The organism is Shewanella psychrotolerans, from assembly GCF_019457595.1.
GTDB classification, from domain to species: domain Bacteria; phylum Pseudomonadota; class Gammaproteobacteria; order Enterobacterales; family Shewanellaceae; genus Shewanella; species Shewanella psychrotolerans.
This window is the reverse complement of the sequence record NZ_CP080419.1, coordinates 694430-714283: the sequence shown is the minus strand read 5'-3', so window position 1 is coordinate 714283 and position 19854 is coordinate 694430. Positions and strand designations below refer to the sequence as shown.

The following is a 19854-nucleotide window of genomic DNA, read 5'->3' as shown; positions in this document are numbered from 1 at the left end:
GCTGACGTTTTAACTCCAAGAGATTCCCCCTATGAATTTAATATCGACACGCTTTAAACAGCGAGGCCAGGCGATGGCATTATCGTTAATGTTAATGTCGCTTGCGCTAATGACCGTCATGTATAGCTTTAACACATCAAAGTTAAACCTTAATGGCACTAAGCTGCAAAATACCGCCGATAACACCGCCTACAGCGTGGCCACATTCGCCGCTCGAGACTTCAACTTTAAGGCTTATACCAACCGCGCATCAGTAGCAAATCAAGTCGCAATCGCCCAGATGGTGGGGCTTTCCTCTTGGTTTAACATGACAGATAGATTCGCCCAAAACGCTTGTAACACTCTCTGCTGGGTGCCATATCTTGGTCAGGTACTTTCAGGAATTAAGAGCGCCGTTGGTACCATAAATCAGGTCGCTCAACCTGTCCTCGAAGGGATGATTTTTCTCGAAGATAAAATGCTCTGGGCACTAAGCAGCTCACAACAAGTTATTCATTACGCAGGACTGACATCGAGTGTTGCCTCTGCTGGCGATGTTGTAAAGGCTAATGACCCTAACGCAAAGCTAGATTTAATGCAAAATCCACAACTGCTTGGAGACGTCCGTGATGTCTGGATGAAATTCCAAAACCGCCATTCTAGGCAAGCCAATTCAGGAAAGAGTACTCAATTTAGTGATTTTATTGGGGTCACCTTGAATTCTCGCGATTCATTCAGTGAGAAACGCAGCTACAAGCTCGGATTCCCTTGGTCATTAACTGCTTTTCCGCTGCGCTGGAAAACCTATAAGACTGGTGGCAGTGATTTGATCAGCAATGGTGAGAATGAGGCGGAAACTTGGACCTCTATGGATACCATCAGCTTCCACTTATCTAAATTTCGCTGCAGTTGGTCTGGCTGTCGCTGGCGTGGCTTTAGAGAGATCCCACTAGGTTGGGGCGCGACCACCTCAGATGATCGTGCAGACATATGGAGCGCTGGTAACAGAAGCTCTTGGGGAGAAAGTCGAAAAAGAAATGGAACTGCTGCCAAATACGCGGCCTACAACCAAGAAACTCATGGTGATTACGGTGGTGTACGGCCTTTCTATGGCCTATCGAACGATGCTTATAAAAAGAGCCAAACAGATAACATTGCCATCGTTGTCTCCAAGTCTCGCGACAAGGTCCGCACCACTGACACTGCAACGCTTGTTGGTAAGGGAATAGATCCCGCTGTCGATGAAGAGATGCTGGGCGATAGAATGACCGCACTGTCGACCGCACAAGCTTATTATTCACGTCCTCGCGATCTATCTGCTTGGGTCAGGGCCGATGGCCGCCATGAGTACGGTAATCTTTATAATCCGTTCTGGCAGACTCGTTTAACCGACTCCAGCAATGGCGAGCGTAGCATCGTACTCGCCTTAACGAGGATGTTGTAATGGCTATATCCTCTCAACGCGGGCAAGCACTAGTCGAAAGCATCATAGGCTTAAGTTTCGTGGTGATCCCCTTGCTTATCATGATGCCATTTCTCTCAAAGATTACTGGAGCACAACACAGAGCAGAACAAGCGGCCCATTACAGCGCATGGGAGCGTACCGTTTGGAAAGAACGTAATCCAGACCAGATGCCAAGTAGAAGTGGTTTGTATGTGGCAAAGCGCTCAGAAACAGAGCTAATGAAACAGATTCCTTGGCGTTTTTATCAGACTGACGGCCAACAAATTACTAGCCGATATCAAGATAAATGGGACTGGCAGCAGAATGTTCACCCCTTGCTTAAGCATCAAATGGAGCAAGATACTCAACAGGCTACCATTTTAAAATCAACTCAAGAATCACCAAATAACCAAAATGAGCTAGATAGACTCACCGCGACTAATCGTGGCGGAGATACCCCAGGCCTCTACGGTAAGAGTGTGGAAAAGGCGGTTGATCTAATCTCTTACACAGGATTTGACCTCGAACTTGACCAATACTACCGAGCCAGCGTAAGTACGGATTTAGAGAACCTTTATCTCGCCCCTTTTGACAACTTAAACCTCAAGATCAAAGGTCAAAGCGCCCTACTCGCATCGGGGTGGAACGCCGCAGGACCTCACCATGTTGAAAACCGCGTACGCCGTTTGGTATTGACCAACTATATGGATGTTGGCGTGATCAGAACCGCGCAACGTCTTGTCGGCATCATTCCCTTTGGCAAAGAACTCAAGCCCAATCGACTCAAGCTGGGTTTTGTGAAACCTGATGTCTTACCTAGTAACCGCCTATGCACCTATGGCACTAAAAATTGTGGAGGCTAATCTATGAAATCCAGTTTGTTCGTCGTATTGACCCTTGTTAGCGTCTTCGCTTACGGCAAAGATTGGCCCAATGTCGAGTTTCCAGACACTTCGGAAGTGGAAATTGTTGCCGATGAGATGCAATACAACGGCTACCCAATGAAGACATGGGTGGTCAAAGATAAGCGTAGTTTGATGGTGATGGCCGACTTTTTTAAAAAGCAGTGGCAGGCAGACAGTGAACGCTTCGATGCCCGCATGTTTAACGGCGACTATGTGATCAATAGCCTGCAACCACCTTATCTACTCACAGCACGTATCAATCAGCAATATCAAGGAGTTGTCGCTTATGTCGGCATCACCAAGAACATGGATAACACCCAGCTGGCTAAAGTAAATCGTGACAAATTCCCCAAACCTAGCGGCGCGGCTGTACTGTCTGATATCCAATCACAGGATCTCTATAAACTGGGTAGAACAGTCATCCTCAGCAGCACTCAGAGTTTATCGAGTAACTACCACTATTACCGTAGACACTTTCAACAAAAAGGTTGGATTGAAAACTCGGCCATTCTTGATACCAAGGCAGGTAAAGCCGCCCTACAAATGAGTCAAGGAACGGACAGTGTCGACATTAGTTTCGATACCAAAAATTCACAAGTATACATAGTTGCCAATCAAGTTACACAAGGATGATAACCAATGCGATTTAACATAAAACACGGCCGGGGTCAGGCTAGTGTCGAATATCTAGTGGTATGTGGGGCGCTCATCGCAGCACTGCTAACGCCGGTATCCAATAATCAGAATGTTTTAGAAATTAGCGCAGATACCTTAACCGATTGGTACACCGCTTTTGCCTATAACAAGTCTTTATCGATTCTTCCTAACTAATTTCAGGTTTTACAATGAAACTTAAATCAATTGATTTCAATTGGATATTGCTAGTTATTGCCTTGATATTAGGTGGTATTTCAGCGTGGGCAACCAAAAATTACTTTATCACCAAAGAGCAACAACTACGTGATGAACTGTCACATGACAATATTGAGATGGCTGACGTCATCGTTGCTACCAAAGAGCTGCGTAAAGGGGATATTATTTCAGATCAAAATATGTCGGTTCGGCAAATTCGTGCCGATACCCTGCCTCTGGATGCTATTCACCCAAGTCGCTTCGGCGAAGTTGCGGGCCAGATGATACTCGAGCCTATGTTACCGGGCAGACCACTCATAGGAACCTACCTACCCGGTATGCGAGTAGCCCAATTTTCAGACATTCTCCAAGAGGGTCAGCGGGCTATTACCATAGATATCGATGAAATTAACTCATCGGCAGGCATGCTCGTGCCTTCAGATCATATCGATGTGTTACTCGCTTTTAAGGAAGATAAAGACGGCAAAGATCGTGAAAAGTTACAACTTCTTATCGAAGATGCAACGGTATTAGCGACCGGACGACGCAGTATTGATATCAACCCCGAGCTAGTCGATACCCTCTATGATAATCCAAATGCCTACAACACAGTGACATTAGCCCTATCAGTTGAAGACGCTGCACGAGTCGCACTAGCCAAGGAGAAAGGTGATTTCGTTACCCTACTAAGAAACCAAAAAGAGACCTCAGCCCTAGAGTTTGTCTCGTTACATGAGGGACAGATTTTCGATACCTCAGAAGAGAGACTAGAAAATAGTGTCGAAGTGATCACCGGTGGCAGCGGCATCAAGACCAGTACCCAAACCTACCCCCTTTCAAACGAGATGTTAGAGCAGCTCAGTCAACAAAAAGATAAAGCCGTATTATGAAACTATTAAAAATTATCGCCTTTTTTGGGATTTGCCTCATGCTGCCCTCTGTCACCATGGCACACAATAATAAGCAGATGAAACTCTATGTTGGGGCGGTTGAACTTTATAAGGCCAGTAACGTAGAACGTATCGTGGTAGGTAACGGCAAAGTACTTAGCGCTAAAGTCGTTGATAACAAGGGAGTGTTACTTATCGGTGAAGCGCCGGGAAATACCGATCTTCAGCTTTGGCAAAAAGATGGCAAATTGATCAAGCTAAGCCTTACAGTGACATCCGATAACAGTCTGCGCACCACAGCAATGGTAAAGAAGATGCTCAGCGCCTTTCCATCGCTGACCGTCACCGAAAGTGACGGCCTAATCATAGTACAAGGCGAAGCAGCTCTTGGGCAAAAAGAGCAACTGGAGAAGATCCTTGAGGGTAGCCCAAATATTGTATCTCTGGTGAAGTATCTAAAATTTGCTAAAACCATGGCTCCCATGGTGAAGATGCAGGTCAAAATCGTCGAATTCAATAAATCGACACTAAACAATGTCGGCATAAAATGGGAAACAGCTATGGCGGGCCCCGCCTATGGTGTAGCAAAAGGCTTTACCGCTAACCCAATTTTCAATGTTGCCTCTCCAGGGCAGTACACCGAAGCAATAACCGAAGCGATCACAGGTAATATCGGCGTATTAGATACTCGCGGATGGAGCTCACTGGGTATCGTCTCTGGTATCGGCTCGCAGATCCAACTGTTATCGGAAAAGGGTGATGCTCGTATGCTCGCCGAGCCTAACCTAACCACTCGCAGCGGTGAGTCAGCCAGTTTCTTAGCTGGTGGTGAGTTTCCAATTCGTAGCGTCAGTGGTTTAGGTGCCGTCGATGTCGAATTTAAAGAATATGGCATCAAACTCGATATCGAGCCTGTTGTTGATGATGAGCTCAATATTGTTAGCCGAGTGATGGCAGAGGTCAGTTCTATCGATCCCTCCGTTGCCGTTGACGGTGTTCCCGGCATGCTAACCCGCCGCACCGAATCTGTCATCAATGTTAAAAACCACGAGACCATAGTGATCTCCGGTTTGGTTAACAGCGAAATGTCAAAAATTGTCAATAAGTTTCCTATTCTCGGCGATATCCCCATCCTCGGAGAGCTATTCAAGTCACGTGACTTTAAAGATGACAAGACCGAATTAGTCATCTTTGTCACCCCGGTCGTTGTCTATCCGGGGCAAGAAGATCACGATGCTCAACTCAATCGTGGCCTAGAGATGGCCGAAGAAGCAACTAAGCTCGAAGCTTTCTATATCTTGGACTAGGAGTGTCACATGTTTAATGTCTTAGTGAGTACAACAAAAGGCACCAAGGTTGGCGAGTTTCAATGTATTCATAGTGAGTGCATTGTTGGAAAAGATCCAGAACAACTGATCGTGTTAAGAGGCTTTAAGATCTCTAAACATCACGCGACGTTGCGCCAAAATGAACAAGGAATTTTCATTCTAGATAACAAGAGCCGAACGGGTATTAGGGTCAATGATGAAAAGCATCAAGAATTTGGCCCGCTATCACTCAAAGATAAAATACAGGTGGGTGATTACCAGTTAAGAGTGCAAAGCAGCGATCCTGAGTTTAATAGTAAACCAGCGACCGACTCGGCGCCTCAGCCTGCTCCAACGCCGGCAGTGCCACTCCCCAAAAAGGATATAGCACCACCAACGACAATAGATTCAGAGCTAGCCGCCAAGATACAACTGCGCAACGAATGGCGTCGTAAGGTACATACCGAACTGCTTAAGCAGATGGACCTGCGCCGCGTTAACGTTAACGAAATGAGTGACGTTGAACTCAGAGCGCAAAGCGAAGTATTGATCAAACAGATCATCGACAACATCAATCTTCCACAAGAGATCGAAGTAGCTGCGTTAACCAAAGAGGTACTTGACGAGACCATAGGCCTAGGTCCTTTAGAAGCACTGATCGACGATATCGATGTCACAGAGATCATGGTTAATAGCCATGATCAGATTTTCTATGAAAAGGCTGGTAACCTTTATCTTTCAGATATTGCCTTTTCAGATGATCAAGCTGTCTTAGGTGCGATCGAGCGGATCGTAACACCTATAGGTAGGCGAATAGATGAAAGCTCGCCCATGGTCGATGCTCGCCTAAAAGATGGCTCAAGGGTTAATGCCGTTATCCCTCCTCTAGCGCTAAAAGGTCCCTGCATAACAATACGTAAGTTTATGCAACGCAGGCTCAATTGCACCGACTTAGTCAAGTTCGGCTCGATGAGCGAAGCCATGGCGGACTTTCTCGAAATGGCTGTCATGCAAAAACGTAATATCGTTATCTCTGGCGGTACGGGCTCAGGTAAAACAACGTTACTGAACGTGCTGTCAAACTTTATCCCCGACAACGAACGCATTGTCACAGTAGAGGATGCTGCCGAACTACAGCTTTACCAACCCAATCTAGTGGCGCTTGAAGCCCGGCCACCTAACCAAGAAGGCAAGGGAGCGGTGGAGATCCGCGATCTGGTGAAAAACTGCCTACGTATGCGACCAGATAGAGTGGTTATTGGCGAATGTCGTGGTGGTGAGGCGCTAGATATGTTGCAGGCAATGAACACGGGCCATGACGGCTCACTAACAACAGCTCATTCAAACTCACCACGAGACTGTATTTCCCGCCTCGAAGTGATGGTGATGATGGCTGGAATGGATCTGCCAGTAATGGCAATACGTGAACAGATCACCTCTGCGGTTAATATCATCGTGCAGCAATCTCGTTTCTCCGATGGATCGAGACGAATTACCAGCATCTGTGAAGTCACAGGGATCGAAGGTTCGATGGTACAGCTATCGGAGATCTTTAAGTTTCAACAAACGGGCTTCAACGAACAAGGAAAAGTACAAGGATATTACACCGCAACAGGCACCTTACCAGAGTTCTATGAGCAACTAAGAAAGCAAGGTGTTGCCGTTAAACTCGACATTTTTGACAAGGAAACTGGTCATGAGTAGTCCGATATTCGCGGCTATTCTAGCCTTCTTCTCGGTCAGCTTGTTGATATGGGCGCTAAAACATCTATCAACCCGATTCGCCAAGCGCTATCAGGAAACTTTTACCAGTTCAGCCAGAACCAACCTATTCGATATGTTTCTCTTTATCGAGCCTCGGCAGCTGTTCTGGATAAATATGCTTACACTCATCGCCGTGCCCTTTTTAATTAGAGTGTTTTTAGGATCATGGGTACTGGGTTTTATTATCAGTATCGTTTTGGCGCTACTGCCTCGTTTTGCTTACAAGTTCCTTCACAAGCGACGTCGACGTAAGTTTGTCCACCAGCTACCCGACGCGCTCAACATGATCGCCTCATCAATGCAATCGGGGGCCAACGTCAGCAGTGCCATCGAATTTATGGCAGAAGAGATGGAAGCGCCAGCAAAACAGGAGTTTCAACTGTTTTTAAGAGAACAAAGACTCGGCGTAGAGTTTAATACGGCATTAGACAATATGTTTAAACGTATTCCTGAGGATGAATTTCAACTCGTTACAGCAGGGATGCAGATATCTAGAGAGGTCGGTGGAAATCTGGCAGAAGTTCTCCAACGTCTATCATCTACCCTGCGACGAAAGATAGAGATGGAAGGCAAAATCGATGCACTCACCTCACAAGGTAAGATGCAGGGTGTAGTGATGACCCTGCTCCCCATCTTCATCGGAGTGGTGCTATATCACATGGAACCTAGTGCTATGGGGAGAATTCTCACCGAACCCTTAGGTTGGGCGCTAATCGCCATGATCACCATCATGCTGACAAGTGGTTACCTGTCGATTCGTAAAATCGTAGCAATAGACGTATAGGATAAATTTATGGTCAATCTCATTGTTGCCTGTTTTGTAATTTCCGTCGTCTTTCTCGCGGTTAGTTGCATTAGAATCTATCGCAGAGTACCAACTGAAAGTCGCGAGTTTATGGATCCCCTCTCTCCGGGGTTAAAACTTATTTGGCCGCTTGTCAGGCTGGTCGCCTTTTATATCAGTGAAAACTTAAGTGTTGATTATCTAGAGCGAGTCTCAAAGAAGTTACAAGTATCAGGCTTGTCATACATCATGACGGCCGAGCAATACTTCGCCATTCGTATTTTAAGCACCCTGTTTGCGCTAGGCTTAGCCATTATCTGCAGTGCCTTACTTGACACCTACGTTACTCAATATCTATTACTAGCAGGCGTATTCGGTTACTTCCTCCCAGTAATGACCCTCAACGACCTACGTAAGAAGCGCCAAGGGCAAATAGTTAAAAGCTTACCCGTCTATCTAGACTACTTAACAATGTCGATCGAAGCGGGACTCAACATGACAGGCGCCCTTAGCCAAGCCGTCGAGCGCGGGCCTGCAGGGCCGCTCAGAATCGAATTTGAAAAGGTGATCCGTGATATGCGAGCGGGTATGTCCAGAGCCCAATCGTTTCGTAATATGGCAAACCGAGTTCAAGTATCCGAAGTCAACAGCCTAGTCAGTGCGCTTGCTCAGGCAGAAAAAACCGGCGCCAGCTTGGGTCAAACCTTAAGGATTCAATCGGATCAACGCCGAGTGGAACGTTTTCAACGTGCAGAGAAAAAAGCACTAGAAGCCCCGGTAAAACTGGTATTCCCACTGATCATCTTCATCTTTCCAGTAACCTTTATGATTTTGGCATTCCCGATTTTAATGAAATTTATGTATGAGCTATAACATGAAAAAATCAACAATAACCACGCCCAAAGGGCATGCGATATCAGAGGTATTTATCGCAAATACTCCATGGCTAAGACTAAGAGGCTTACTCGGTAGGCGTCCGCTTTCAAGCGAACAGGGGCTGCTTATCTCACCTTGTAACTCAGTACACACCATAGGTATGCGTTATCCACTGGATATCGTTTACCTCAATAAACACAACAAGGTACTTAAAGTCACTAGAGATCTAAAGCCTTGGCGCAGCAGTGCTTGCAGAGGAGCGACCACAGTATTGGAATTAATGGCAGGCAACTCTAGCCAGAAGCAGATCAAACCAGGAGATACGTTAACATGGACAGAATAAGGTTGCGCACACTCATCGCCATATTCGCCCTTTTACTGGCAGCATGCTCTTCAACTCCAAAAAAAGAGGAGCATCAAGGTAATGAGCAGATCATCGCGATTCAGTCTCAAGCTGAGCGAGCCTATAAGTTAGCCATGCTAGATCAAGCTGAGAGTCTCTACTTACAGGTTCTGCAAAGTGTTCCTAACTATGCCCCAGCCTGGTTTAGGCTCGGAAATATCTACACTCGCACCAGTCGCCATGAGGCGGCGATCTCGGCCTATATGCGTTGCATAGAACTTGAGCCTAACAATCAAAAAGCTTGGTATAACATGGGATTGGTTCGCATTAAGCAATCGACTAATGTGTTGACAAGTGCCAGCGGCCAAGGCGATAAAAATTCACCTGTTGGACGTCAAATTCGAGCACTACTCGATGCATTGAATCAACTGCAGAGCCAACCTCAAGCCGAGGCACAGGCATCACTATGATGTTGCAAGTAACTAGGCAGAAAGGCCAAAGCATGGTCGAGTTTAATCTCGCCCTGCCCTTCTTAATGCCTATCATCCTCGTCGCCATGATGTTGATCGTCCAATGGGGATTTATCTATGCCAGCAAGAGCACCTTAGATGCAGCCACCGTATCGGCGGTGAGAGCAGGAACACTGCATCACGGCAATATCAGAGATATCCGCAAAGGGCTTGCCCAAGGCATGATGCCGCTATTTGCTCACGGCACAGGCATGACTGACACACTTGAGGCTTTGGTTAGGGCGCAAGTAGCTGCGAACGTCCAAGCAGAAATCCGCGTTCTTAGCCCAGATCAAGCCACATTCGATCAATTTAAAGTCAGAAGTAGATACCCTAGTGGCCATATTTACGAGATCCCCAACAATAACTTGATGTATCGAAATCCCGGCCTCAAAAATGTCGGCAATAATCGCCAGCTCAATGTACAGGATGCCAACTTACTGCAGATTGAAGTGCGCTGGTGTCAAAAACTCATTGTGCCCTTCGCCAATTACATCATAGAGGAGATCGTCACCTCGGTACTTTATCAGCCGAGTCGAGATCAACTTGCCTGTAATGCGCTAGGACTTGCGACTGGCGACAGTTATTTAGCCTTAACTTCTCAAGGGCTGATGCGGATGCAAACGCCATTTCGCATGTAAACCAACGACCAAACATTAATTAGTACTATTTGGATATTCCAACATATAGGGACATACAAAGATGAAATACACGTTCAAGCTAACCAAATACCACTGGCTAGCATTATTACTCACTTCAACCATAGCGATAAGTGGTTGTAACGGTGAACTCGAAGAAGGCGAAGGACAAGGCACAGAAGTGCCAACCGATCCTATCGATCCGACTAATCCAGATCCAACCGACCCAGACCCAACGGATCCGGAGCCAACCGACCCAATAGAATTTGTTGGCACCTGGGAAAACAAGGATGAAGATGGTGACGGCGTACCAGATGAGCTAGATGATTATCCTTTTGATGCGAGTAAGAGTAAATATCCGCTATTTATCGAGCAGGAACCGAACGATAATCCTAGTGTTGCGACAGCGATTGAATTTACCGATGGTGTAAGAGTTCAAGGTGTTATTAGCTCAGAACTCGATAAAGGTGACCTGTTTAAATTTGAGGTAGAAGAGCGTCGTTCGTTAACTGCAATTTTTAAAACGCCATCATCGCGCTTTCAACCACAAGTATACATATCCAATGCCGATGGCTTGGTTATAGATTCGATTTTTTTATACAAATATGCCGTTCCTAATATCTATGTAGTTAACTTTCCTATCTATGATCCAGGCACTTATCAGTTAAGTGTAATAGATGAAAACTTTGCTGGTGGCCCTGACTTGTCTTACGAAATGATATTCTTTAATGACGAAGATGTGGATTCATTTGATGATATAAAAGAGCGTGCTTTTGCATCTGATTTAATTACAAATGACATGGACGAAGACAAAGTACTTGATGGTTTGGAGTACTTATTTGGTTTAGATACCGATGGGGATAATTTACCTAACTGGACTGATGTAGATGCTGATGCTGATACATTCTCTGACTTAGTTGAAGGTGATAGTGATATTGATGGTGATGGTATACCTAATTTTTTAGATAGGGATTCTGACGGCAACAATTTGGACGATCAATTAGAAAGTGGTTCTGCTAATTCGCCATTAGACTTTGATGACGATAATATTATCGATCACCTTGATATTGATGATGACAATGATGGTATTTTTGATGCTAATGACTTGCAAAGGCTTTCACCGGCTAAAGTACAGTTATGGCAAAAACCAGGTGACTTATTTATTGAGACGATAGCAACCTTGTATGAAGATACAAAGGTTAAGTATTTTGTCAGGTCTGGTGACAAATTTGAAATTGAAGTTGATGGTTATCCAAGTTCCTCTAATTCGCCAGTTTTAGTTGTAAATATTCAAGGAAAACTGTTTAATTTGCACCCTATTACAACTCGCACGGATGATGGATTAACCTATCTAAGTTTTTTAATGCCAACAGTCAAAGGTAGCGGAGAAGTTTCGCTAGCAATTGGTGAGATTAAGTCTGAGCCATACCCTATTGAAGTTGGTAGCGCTGATTTACCTTTACTTAAAGTGAATAATGTAAAGGAAGTGGCTGCAGGTGATGTGATTACACTGCAAGGTGATAATTTTGATGATGATACCTTAGTTTTTTTCAATTCAACTCCAGCTGTAACTCAATACCTTAATAGCAATGAATTAAGTTTAACCGTACCAGAAGGTATTACTGGCGGTAGTTATTCTGTCAATAATAGTGTGGGTAAAAGTAATTACATTACTTTTATCGTACAACAAAACGTACAGATTAATGTTGTAGCTCCAAATGCAAAACAAATTACAGCAATTGGTGGGATTTATCCGGAGTTAGCTTTACCACTATCATCCGATAACTACACGGTACAGAAAATGGGGACGAGCGCTGAAGTTGTTTTTACTTATACCGATAACGGTTATGAGTTAGTTAGCTACTTAAGCGCCATTCATTATGTTGGTGATACAAACCTCGAATTTTCATATCGTTCAACAGCATTGGCTAATATGGTTTTGCAGTTAAATTATTACCTTGAACCTAGAGGGCTAAATACAAAGCAAATTGCACAATTTATTGAAAAAACGTCGGTATATGAAGAGTATGTTTCTGAGGTCGAAGCGCACTTATCTGAGAGCAGTGACTTTTTTAGTTTTAAAAATCGTTCAGATGAAACCGTAAAGTTTTTAGCTGATTACGAAGCACGTATGCTTAAAGAATTAACGAGCATTCAAAATTTACCCCCAACAAGTCGAAGCCAAGTTAACCCTTCTAATTATGCGCTCAATGATAGAAATAACTCAGTATTATCAACTTTAGAGCCCACTATTGTCTCATACCCAGAAACCGTTGGAACCTGGAATGCTTTTGATATGACGATGGAGGCGACAACTTTTTTTGAAAACCAAGGCGAATTAGCGAATAACTGTGGTGAAGGGGTTGACCCTAAATGGTACCAAGTGCTCAATTTAGATGGATGTATAGAGTTAAAAAATCGCAGTCAGTTATATCTAAGTGCTCGAGTTTATGCGTTAGACCCAAAGACAGGATTAATGAAACAAGACTTAGCATCATTAAACTCACCTATTGAAAATCATGTTTCACAGCCTTGGGATAACGCTATGCTCGGGCCGATTACTGGGACATTTCTTGGCGTTGATGTTTGGTCTAGTGACTCACTTATTGATAAATGTGTTTATAAAGACTGTTTATATCAAATAGTAACACCAGGTGTTGACGGTGTTTTTGGTCCAAGTCCATATCAGTTTAATGGTACAGAAGACTATAATATAAAAGCCAATAAAGCTCGCCAATACCTCGCCATAAGAACGATTATTGACAACATAGTTATTCGTTTTTATTCCATATTGTTTGATGCAGCAGGCATCGATTTAGATGCTCCGGAGCATCGCTCTAAAGATAAAGTATTAAAAATCATCAAAGCGGTTTATACCGGAGTGCCAAGTATTGGCCAAGAAGTGGCTAAGATTTTATCTAAAGATACAATTACAGAAGCAGATTGGACGAATCTTGCTAGCGCAATAGGCCAAGGCTTGTATGAGAGTGAAATTAAAAAGGTGCTTAGTGATCCTTTAGATCTTGGTTCTTATGGGCCAGTGACAAAAGCAATTCTATCTACGTTAGAAATTACCCCAGAACAGTTTGCTTTAAAAATAGCTCAAAAAGTAGCTGAAAAGTTTATTCCTGGTTGGGGGCAGGTTACTGCGGCATATGAAGCAAGTACTCTCGCTTCTTCAATGATAGATATGGTGGCGACGATTAAAGATTTAATTGTTGTACCTACTAAACTTGATTTTATTGTTACGTGGGGCCTTAAAGCATCTGACATTACCCCGCGTATGATCCAAAAAACAGGCCAGACTAAAAGTTTTACCATTGTTGGAAGTGGCATGGCAAAAATACCCAGTAGCTTGGGTCTTGAACCAACTCCTCCCCAAGTTAAGGTTTACGACCTTGGCAATAGAGAAAAAGAATTGTCTACAGAGGTATCTTATGTTAATAAGCAAGGTACGGAGTTGACGTTTTATTTGCAATATATAAGCGAAATAGAAGCCGCTGTTGGCCCATTAAAAGTAGAGGTTGAACATCTTAATAAAGTTGCAACTGTGCCTTATGACATACTCATAGGCAGTGATTTAACGATTGCGGATATTACCCCCGCTAAAGCCAGTGCGGGTGAAGAAGTTGTTATTACGGGGGTTGGCTTTAGTCGCTCAGTTTCAGGTAATAAAGTAACTTTTAGTGGTGCTAATGGTCAACGCCTAACAGCCCCAGTCAAATCTGCATCTACTGACTCACTAACGGTTGTTCTCCCTAGTGGGGTTGCCTCTGGTTATGTAACAGTTGAAGTAGCTGGTGGTTTAAGCAATGAATATCCATTCTCTGGTCCAGCAGCTGTACTTATTACTTTTGGAGATAATGGTAATTTGAATGATGATGTGTTTAAACTGAGTGTGGATAACCGGGTGGTGTATGATAATAACCAACCAGAACGAAAGGTGGGCCCATTAACAGTTGCATTAGATGATGGTGATCACACTGTACAATTAACGGGTATTAGGGCTGATGACGGTATTGCAACTTATTATATCGAGTTTGCAGGTGATGTTATTAGTGTCAGCGGAGATGAGTTATCTGGACGAGATTTATGCCCTAACACACATAAGACTTATCAGCTAACGGTTAAAAGTGGCTCTAGTGTTGTCAGTAAAAGTAAATCTAAGCTTTCAGCACCATTAGTATTACTGAATGAGTCTGCAGCTGAGCCAACAGAGTGCCCTACGACTGGTAATTAATTTAACTCGCCCCGAAAGGGGCACAGTTTTATGCATTAAACGCTTATTCGCATTATGTGGCATACATTAACCTCTGTTTACTTGTTGTCGTTTTATCTCTGCGATGGTCAGTGTAAAACTATTATGAGAATAAAGAGTAAATTTATAGAAAGAGCAAATAATTAGAAGTAAATATGGCTAAAAAAATAGAGTTAGATGATAAATCTTGGTTTTATAACCTGCACATTAAAGGGATGCGTAACTTTAATGCACAGAGTGATGTGAGTTTATATGTCGCTAATATAGGTTACCCTCTTTCTTTAGGTGTTTCGCTGTTATTGCTTATTTTGATGGTCGGTTTGGCGGTGTTACCTCTTAACTTCCCTAATACTGAGCTTGCTCGTGCATTAGTATTAATCAACGTGGGATTATTACCTGTCTATTTAATAGGGCGGTATTGGCTGGTTAGGCGACGTTACGGTATTAGTGGGACATTACGTTGCTATGTGAGCCAGCAGCGTCTAGCCATTCCTGCTAATGCGATAATCAAAAAACCGTTGGGGACGTTGGAGTTACAACGCGATGACATTGAGCACCTCACGGTAAAGTATAAATCTCAAATGCATCGTCTACATGTGCGCAATCATATTACCGCTTGTGATATTAAGCTAAAAAACGGTGAAGTCATTACCCTTAATGCGATGTATTTCCCGCTTAAGCACATTGTTTACCTGCTGCGTTTTTTTGACTATCCAATGAAAACGCAGCACGGCAATTGGTCATGGACTTTTTTGCCTAATATAATAGCCCTCACATTTCCTGTTTTAGCCAATGTCGTTGTCACAGGCATACTAATGAAACACTATTTTTTTTAGTGTATGTTCAATTGATTACATATATGATTGATTGTGAGTTTTTAAGAGTTAGTAAAGAAATAACGTAAAATTAAAAGGATGTTTTTATGTACAAATTGATCGCTATCATTTCATTTCTACTTATATCGACGCCTTCAATGGGTTCTCCTGATGATAAAGATTTAATTCAGTGGTTGGCAGCAGCAAAAAAAATTGATCAGTCAGAGCCGAATGCATTGTGTAAAGCATCAGTCGATGTTGTTAGAAATCAAGATGTAAAATTATTCAGAAAGGTGTTTGCTGCAATACCAGCAACGGATGAGCAAGTAAAAGTACATTTATCTGAGTTACATGATAAATATTTTAAAACATCATATTTAGGTATCGATAATTATCAAATAGATGAAAATGCGGCGTTAGCTTTTGAAGATGCTAAAAACTCCACCAGTAACTTAGTTAGTGAAAGCGCAAAACAGCGGGGTTATGACTTAGCGTTGTGGGTTGCATACCGTTTCGACACGATATCACCAAAGACTAACAAGGCTATTCAAGGGTCTGGAACTTGCAAGCTAGCCTATTTACAAAACCAGTGGAAGGTTATTAAGTTATTGTAGGTAATCATATGGTGTAATGGCATAGTCAGTTTGGCCACCTGAACTGGAGCAGCTCTGGGCGACAGTGGCAAAGGTAACAGTACCTCAACGGCTTGTAAGTTCCTTCGTATAGGCGAGAACTGGTATTTCCGCTCACTAAGGCTATAACCTTAAATTAGTCGCAGTGTTCGAGGGTTCTACTCGTACTAGAAGGGCAATTTTATTGCCCTTTCTATCAACTTAAGCGGAAATAAAAAGTCATGATGCACTGTATCCATAGTTAGCAAAGGATTCTCAATCGCGATGAAATCACTCAAGCACCTGCAAGAAAATCTGCAATGGTTCGACATCACCTTCTTAAGCCAATATTACGGTCTTGATAGCAAGTGGTAAGCCCCTAGAACAATAGACACTTCATAGAGTTATAATGAACCAAAAATATGAGGTGTTACATGCGCGGAAAACGTTATCCTGATGAGTTCAAAATTGAAGCCGTCAAACAAGTCACTGAACGTGGTTATAAAATCGCTGATGTGGCAGAAAGGTTAGGTATCACAACTAAAAGCTTGCATAACTGGATTAACAAGTTCGATAAACCAGAGAAGCAACACATCACCATTGATAATCAGCAAGACGAAATTCGTAAACTGAAAGCAGAGCTTCGGCGAGTCACGGAAGAGCGAAATATACTAAAGGAGGCCGCCGTGTACTTTGCAAGCGAGTCAAAGAAAAGTACACGTTCATAAAGTCTCGACTCGACCAATATCCCATAGCCGTACTGTGCCGAGTGCTCAATGTTCATCGTAGTGGTTTTTATGCTTGGCTAAAGCAGCCCTGTAGTAAGCGTACCATTGAAGATAAGCGACTTCTGGGCAAAATTAAGCAATTTTGGCTAGAGAGCGGTTGTGTCTACGGTTATCGAAACCTGACTTTAGATTTAAAAGACGATGGCGAAAGCGTCGGGAAAAATCGTGTTTATCGAATAATGAAGGAAGCCCAAATAAAGGCCATTCGAGGTTACAAACGCAATCCAAGCTTTGGAGGTGGGAATATTAGCCACACGGCACCAAATACGTTAAATCGTGGCTTTGATGTCGCAGAACCCAACAAGGTTTGGGTGACCGACTTTACCTATATCCGTACGCATGAGGGCTGGCTATATTTAACAGTTGTTATTGACCTTTTTTCTCGTCAAGTCGTGGGTTGGACGATGAAGAATACACCTAAAGCTGACTTGGTAATTGATGCACTATTAATGGCCATTTGGCGACGTTCACCGAAATGTAAGGTTTTGATACATTCTGACCAAGGAGTGCAATATACCTGTTCTGATTGGCGTAGCTTCTTAAAAGAGCACAATTTAGAAGCCAGTATGAGTCGACGAGGAAACTGTCATGATAATGCTGTCGCGGAAAGCTTTTTCTCGTTGCTGAAGAAAGATAGAGTTAAGAGAAAAATCTATAAAAACAGAGATGAAGCTCGCTCAGAAATATTTAACTATATCGAATATTTCTATAATCCTGTGCGTCGTCATGGTAGTAATAATGGACTGTCTCCTGTGCAGTTCGAAAAACAGTACTTTGAGAAACAGTTAAGTGTCTAAGAAATTAGGGGCTTACCAATCCGTGCGTAAAACTAAAGTTTTATTTTTAGCAAATAAGGTTACATCTCATTGTGATGCTTTTTTGTCTAGATTAACATCCACTCCTTGATGGACGATTTACTGTTGATATAAAGGACTATTTTAATGAAATATGCTTCACTTTCTGCCTTAACACTTGCCGTTATTCTTACTGGTTGTGCTTCAGATCCAGGCCCTCGTATGGCACTCGAAAAAACGGTCGAAGTCGATGGTACAGTGCTCAAATTTAATGGCAGTTATCACGATAAGAAAAATATTTTGATCTTAACCGTAAACGGCGACCCCATTATGCAAGGCCGTTTTCCTCCTTACACTCCAACTCAAAACTTAAACGCCAATTACAGAGATTTTGCTGTACGCAGTCATTGCTACTTTGGTTCAGTGTTAGGTAATCAAGGCGGTGCCTTTGGTGCCATCGCAAGTGTAGTGCAATCATCAAAGAGCAGCACGGCCGATAAATGCGAGTTATATGTCAATGAAAAGTTAGTCGATAACTTATATTTCTAAATTTCGACTTAACGATTATTCAGGGGGCTTGTTCCCCCCCTGAATTAATATCTCATGGCCCATCTTTTGTGGTATAGCTTTTATAAATCAGCTTTATAAATCAGCTTTGTGGGCAACCTTTATGGAGAGTCGTCAATCAAGGTTAGATTGATTGTATAAACAGGGAAGCTAATGGCAATCAAGCGATTATTAAGACTAGCGTACGACCGCTGCTCGGCAATATCTTTTATATTTGTTCTCACAGCGATAACATTCAGCAGCGAGCTACTCGCAATGTCGACCCGCGATGCCATCCTGAATTTCAAACAAGATACCAGCACTATCGTCGAACAATCTCATCGACTCAGTAAACAGCATGCTCGGCAAATGGAGCTGTTATCACAAAAGCTGGACGAAACTCAAAGCGCTAAAATCGTGCTACAAAGCGAATTCATCGGTGATATGACACAGACTGCCGAGCAGATGTTAGCGCTCGCTAATGAGTACTTACCTCATTATCAGCATTTTCTCGCAAACATCGATAAAGACAGCGACTGCTACCAACCCGAGCAATTAGCGCGATTTCAACAAACTACAACTGAACTGCAAGACTATGTCGATAACATCGACTCCCTGCGAACAACCCGAGATGAAGCCGAAGCGTTCTCGGCATTAGTGGCGTTCAATCTTGGTCAAACTCAGGTCAATATGCTGGTAGACATGTTTGAGGTGTCTAAATTCTGCTATTTGTCTGAGGCTCTGCCCTCTCTGGTTGAAGATGTTCAGATCGTCGAAACTGAACTGGTTGAGAAACTGATACAACATGGGGCGACAGATGAATTTGATCACGCGACGTTGCAGACGGATCTAACAAGGGCACCTGACCCTCAAGCACCGCAGCTACAGAACAAGTCAGTTGAAACACTGACGCTAAGCTATGAATTTACGGCTAATGATCTCCCTTATTTTAACGATCTTAGCACTCTTGAAGTCAGCGATATAGCTGAACTCAAGCAACTTACGCTGACCAATCAACTCAGTATTAATGACCAGCTTCAGTTACAACTGCCTGATTCAGCATTAGCAGATATAAGCCTGCCATACCAAGCCCGTATTACCGGTGTTGTCGAGACCGACAATGAGCGAGTCACCCTAGATATATTACTAATCCGCTCGCCATCATATTCCATCGGTGCAATGTCATTTAACGATCCACAAATAGCAAGCTGTATAAAAGCTAGCGCCAAGCAGCTTCAATTAACTAACAGCAATGAGCTTACCCAGCTTAACTGCCGTCTGTCATCGACAGTAAATCTTGACGACCTGCAAAAATTCAAACAACTGCAAACAGTCAGTTTAATGGGCGGCAAGCTCACTGATTTATCCCCCTTATCGAGCTTAGCGCAATTAGAAATGCTCAACTTAGAGCGAAGTCAGATAACCCAGTTTGGCGATATCAGCGGACTATCAGCCAACCTGATGCTGTCAAATATCGACACTCAAGATTGGCAGGCATTAGCACAAAGCCAAGCAACATCGGTCTCCATCATGAACATTACAGATTGCTCGCGGTTAGCCCCTTTAGCGCACCAGCCTAATGTCGCCTTAATGTATAAAGGACTTAACCCCAATGAAATGATGGCGTTAATGCAACAGGTGGACAAGGGCAAAAAATCGCTGACAGTGTTAACCGATTGCTCTGCTCCCAAAAACTAATAACCAAACAGCTGAGCGACAGAAACTGAGCGACATAGATAGTCGATGGCCTT

18 protein-coding genes are annotated in these 19854 nt (G+C 43.4%); all 18 read left to right on the top strand.

Features of this window, described 5'->3' with window-relative positions; all coding sequences use genetic code 11:
• The first annotated feature begins 31 nt into the window (after positions 1-31).
• The 18 genes from K0I62_RS03200 to K0I62_RS03115 all read left to right on the top strand — a co-directional run bounded on the left by K0I62_RS03200 (position 32) and on the right by K0I62_RS03115 (position 19801).
• Positions 32-1423, top strand: a complete 1392-nt coding sequence (locus tag K0I62_RS03200; RefSeq protein ID WP_258405074.1) for a hypothetical protein — start codon at positions 32-34, stop codon at positions 1421-1423.
• Positions 1423-2286: a hypothetical protein gene (locus K0I62_RS03195; RefSeq protein WP_220070091.1), complete on the top strand. Its 864-nt coding sequence runs from the start codon at positions 1423-1425 to the stop codon at positions 2284-2286. Before K0I62_RS03200 ends, K0I62_RS03195 begins: the two co-directional genes overlap by 1 nt.
• 3 nt (positions 2287-2289) lie before the next feature.
• Positions 2290-2961 carry a hypothetical protein gene (locus K0I62_RS03190; protein ID WP_220070090.1) on the top strand — a complete coding sequence of 224 codons (672 nt, stop codon included), beginning with the start codon at positions 2290-2292 and terminating at the stop codon, positions 2959-2961.
• 6 nt (positions 2962-2967) lie between these two features.
• Positions 2968-3159, top strand: a complete 192-nt coding sequence (locus tag K0I62_RS03185) for a hypothetical protein (RefSeq protein WP_220070089.1) — start codon at positions 2968-2970, stop codon at positions 3157-3159.
• 14 nt (positions 3160-3173) lie between these two features.
• The gene (cpaB, locus tag K0I62_RS03180) at positions 3174-4070 is read left to right on the top strand and encodes a Flp pilus assembly protein CpaB (RefSeq protein ID WP_220070088.1); all 897 of its coding nucleotides are present in this window, start codon (positions 3174-3176) and stop codon (positions 4068-4070) included.
• A complete protein-coding gene (locus K0I62_RS03175) occupies positions 4067-5377 on the top strand; it encodes a type II and III secretion system protein family protein (RefSeq protein WP_220070087.1) in 1311 nt (436 codons plus the stop codon). Before cpaB ends, K0I62_RS03175 begins: the two co-directional genes overlap by 4 nt.
• A gap of 9 nt (positions 5378-5386) precedes the next feature.
• Positions 5387-7081 (top strand): TadA family conjugal transfer-associated ATPase, encoded by a 1695-nt coding sequence (locus K0I62_RS03170; protein WP_220070086.1) that lies wholly within the window; start codon positions 5387-5389, stop codon positions 7079-7081.
• Positions 7074-7925, top strand: a complete 852-nt coding sequence (locus tag K0I62_RS03165; RefSeq protein WP_220070085.1) for a type II secretion system F family protein — start codon at positions 7074-7076, stop codon at positions 7923-7925. Before K0I62_RS03170 ends, K0I62_RS03165 begins: the two co-directional genes overlap by 8 nt.
• A gap of 9 nt (positions 7926-7934) precedes the next feature.
• A complete protein-coding gene (locus K0I62_RS03160; protein ID WP_220063154.1) occupies positions 7935-8798 on the top strand; it encodes a type II secretion system F family protein in 864 nt (287 codons plus the stop codon).
• Between the two features lies 1 nt (position 8799).
• Positions 8800-9144: a DUF192 domain-containing protein gene (locus tag K0I62_RS03155; RefSeq protein WP_220063153.1), complete on the top strand. Its 345-nt coding sequence runs from the start codon at positions 8800-8802 to the stop codon at positions 9142-9144.
• On the top strand, positions 9132-9614 hold the full coding sequence (locus K0I62_RS03150) for a tetratricopeptide repeat protein (protein WP_220070084.1): 483 nt from the start codon (positions 9132-9134) through the stop codon (positions 9612-9614). The genes K0I62_RS03155 and K0I62_RS03150 overlap by 13 nt, the downstream gene beginning before the upstream one ends.
• Positions 9611-10294: a TadE/TadG family type IV pilus assembly protein gene (locus K0I62_RS03145; protein WP_258405073.1), complete on the top strand. Its 684-nt coding sequence runs from the start codon at positions 9611-9613 to the stop codon at positions 10292-10294. Before K0I62_RS03150 ends, K0I62_RS03145 begins: the two co-directional genes overlap by 4 nt.
• Positions 10295-10355: 61 nt before the next feature.
• Positions 10356-14531, top strand: a complete 4176-nt coding sequence (locus tag K0I62_RS03140) for an IPT/TIG domain-containing protein (protein WP_220070083.1) — start codon at positions 10356-10358, stop codon at positions 14529-14531.
• Between the two features lie 173 nt (positions 14532-14704).
• Positions 14705-15385, top strand: coding sequence for a hypothetical protein (locus K0I62_RS03135; RefSeq protein ID WP_220070082.1), 681 nt, complete (start codon positions 14705-14707; stop codon positions 15383-15385).
• 86 nt (positions 15386-15471) lie between these two features.
• Complete coding sequence (locus tag K0I62_RS03130; protein WP_220070081.1) at positions 15472-15978, top strand: hypothetical protein; 507 nt, start codon at positions 15472-15474, stop codon at positions 15976-15978.
• Positions 15979-16409: 431 nt separating this feature from the next.
• Positions 16410-17560, top strand: a protein-coding gene (locus tag K0I62_RS03125; RefSeq protein WP_220068250.1) for an IS3 family transposase whose coding sequence is annotated in 2 segments (ribosomal slippage) — positions 16410-16647 and positions 16647-17560 — 1152 coding nt in all. Because the reading frame shifts where the segments join, the coding sequence is not laid out codon by codon here.
• 144 nt (positions 17561-17704) lie between these two features.
• On the top strand, positions 17705-18106 hold the full coding sequence (locus tag K0I62_RS03120; RefSeq protein WP_220070080.1) for a hypothetical protein: 402 nt from the start codon (positions 17705-17707) through the stop codon (positions 18104-18106).
• A 171-nt stretch (positions 18107-18277) separates the two neighbouring features.
• Positions 18278-19801 carry a leucine-rich repeat domain-containing protein gene (locus K0I62_RS03115; protein WP_220070079.1) on the top strand — a complete coding sequence of 508 codons (1524 nt, stop codon included), beginning with the start codon at positions 18278-18280 and terminating at the stop codon, positions 19799-19801.
• Positions 19802-19854: the final 53 nt, after the last annotated feature.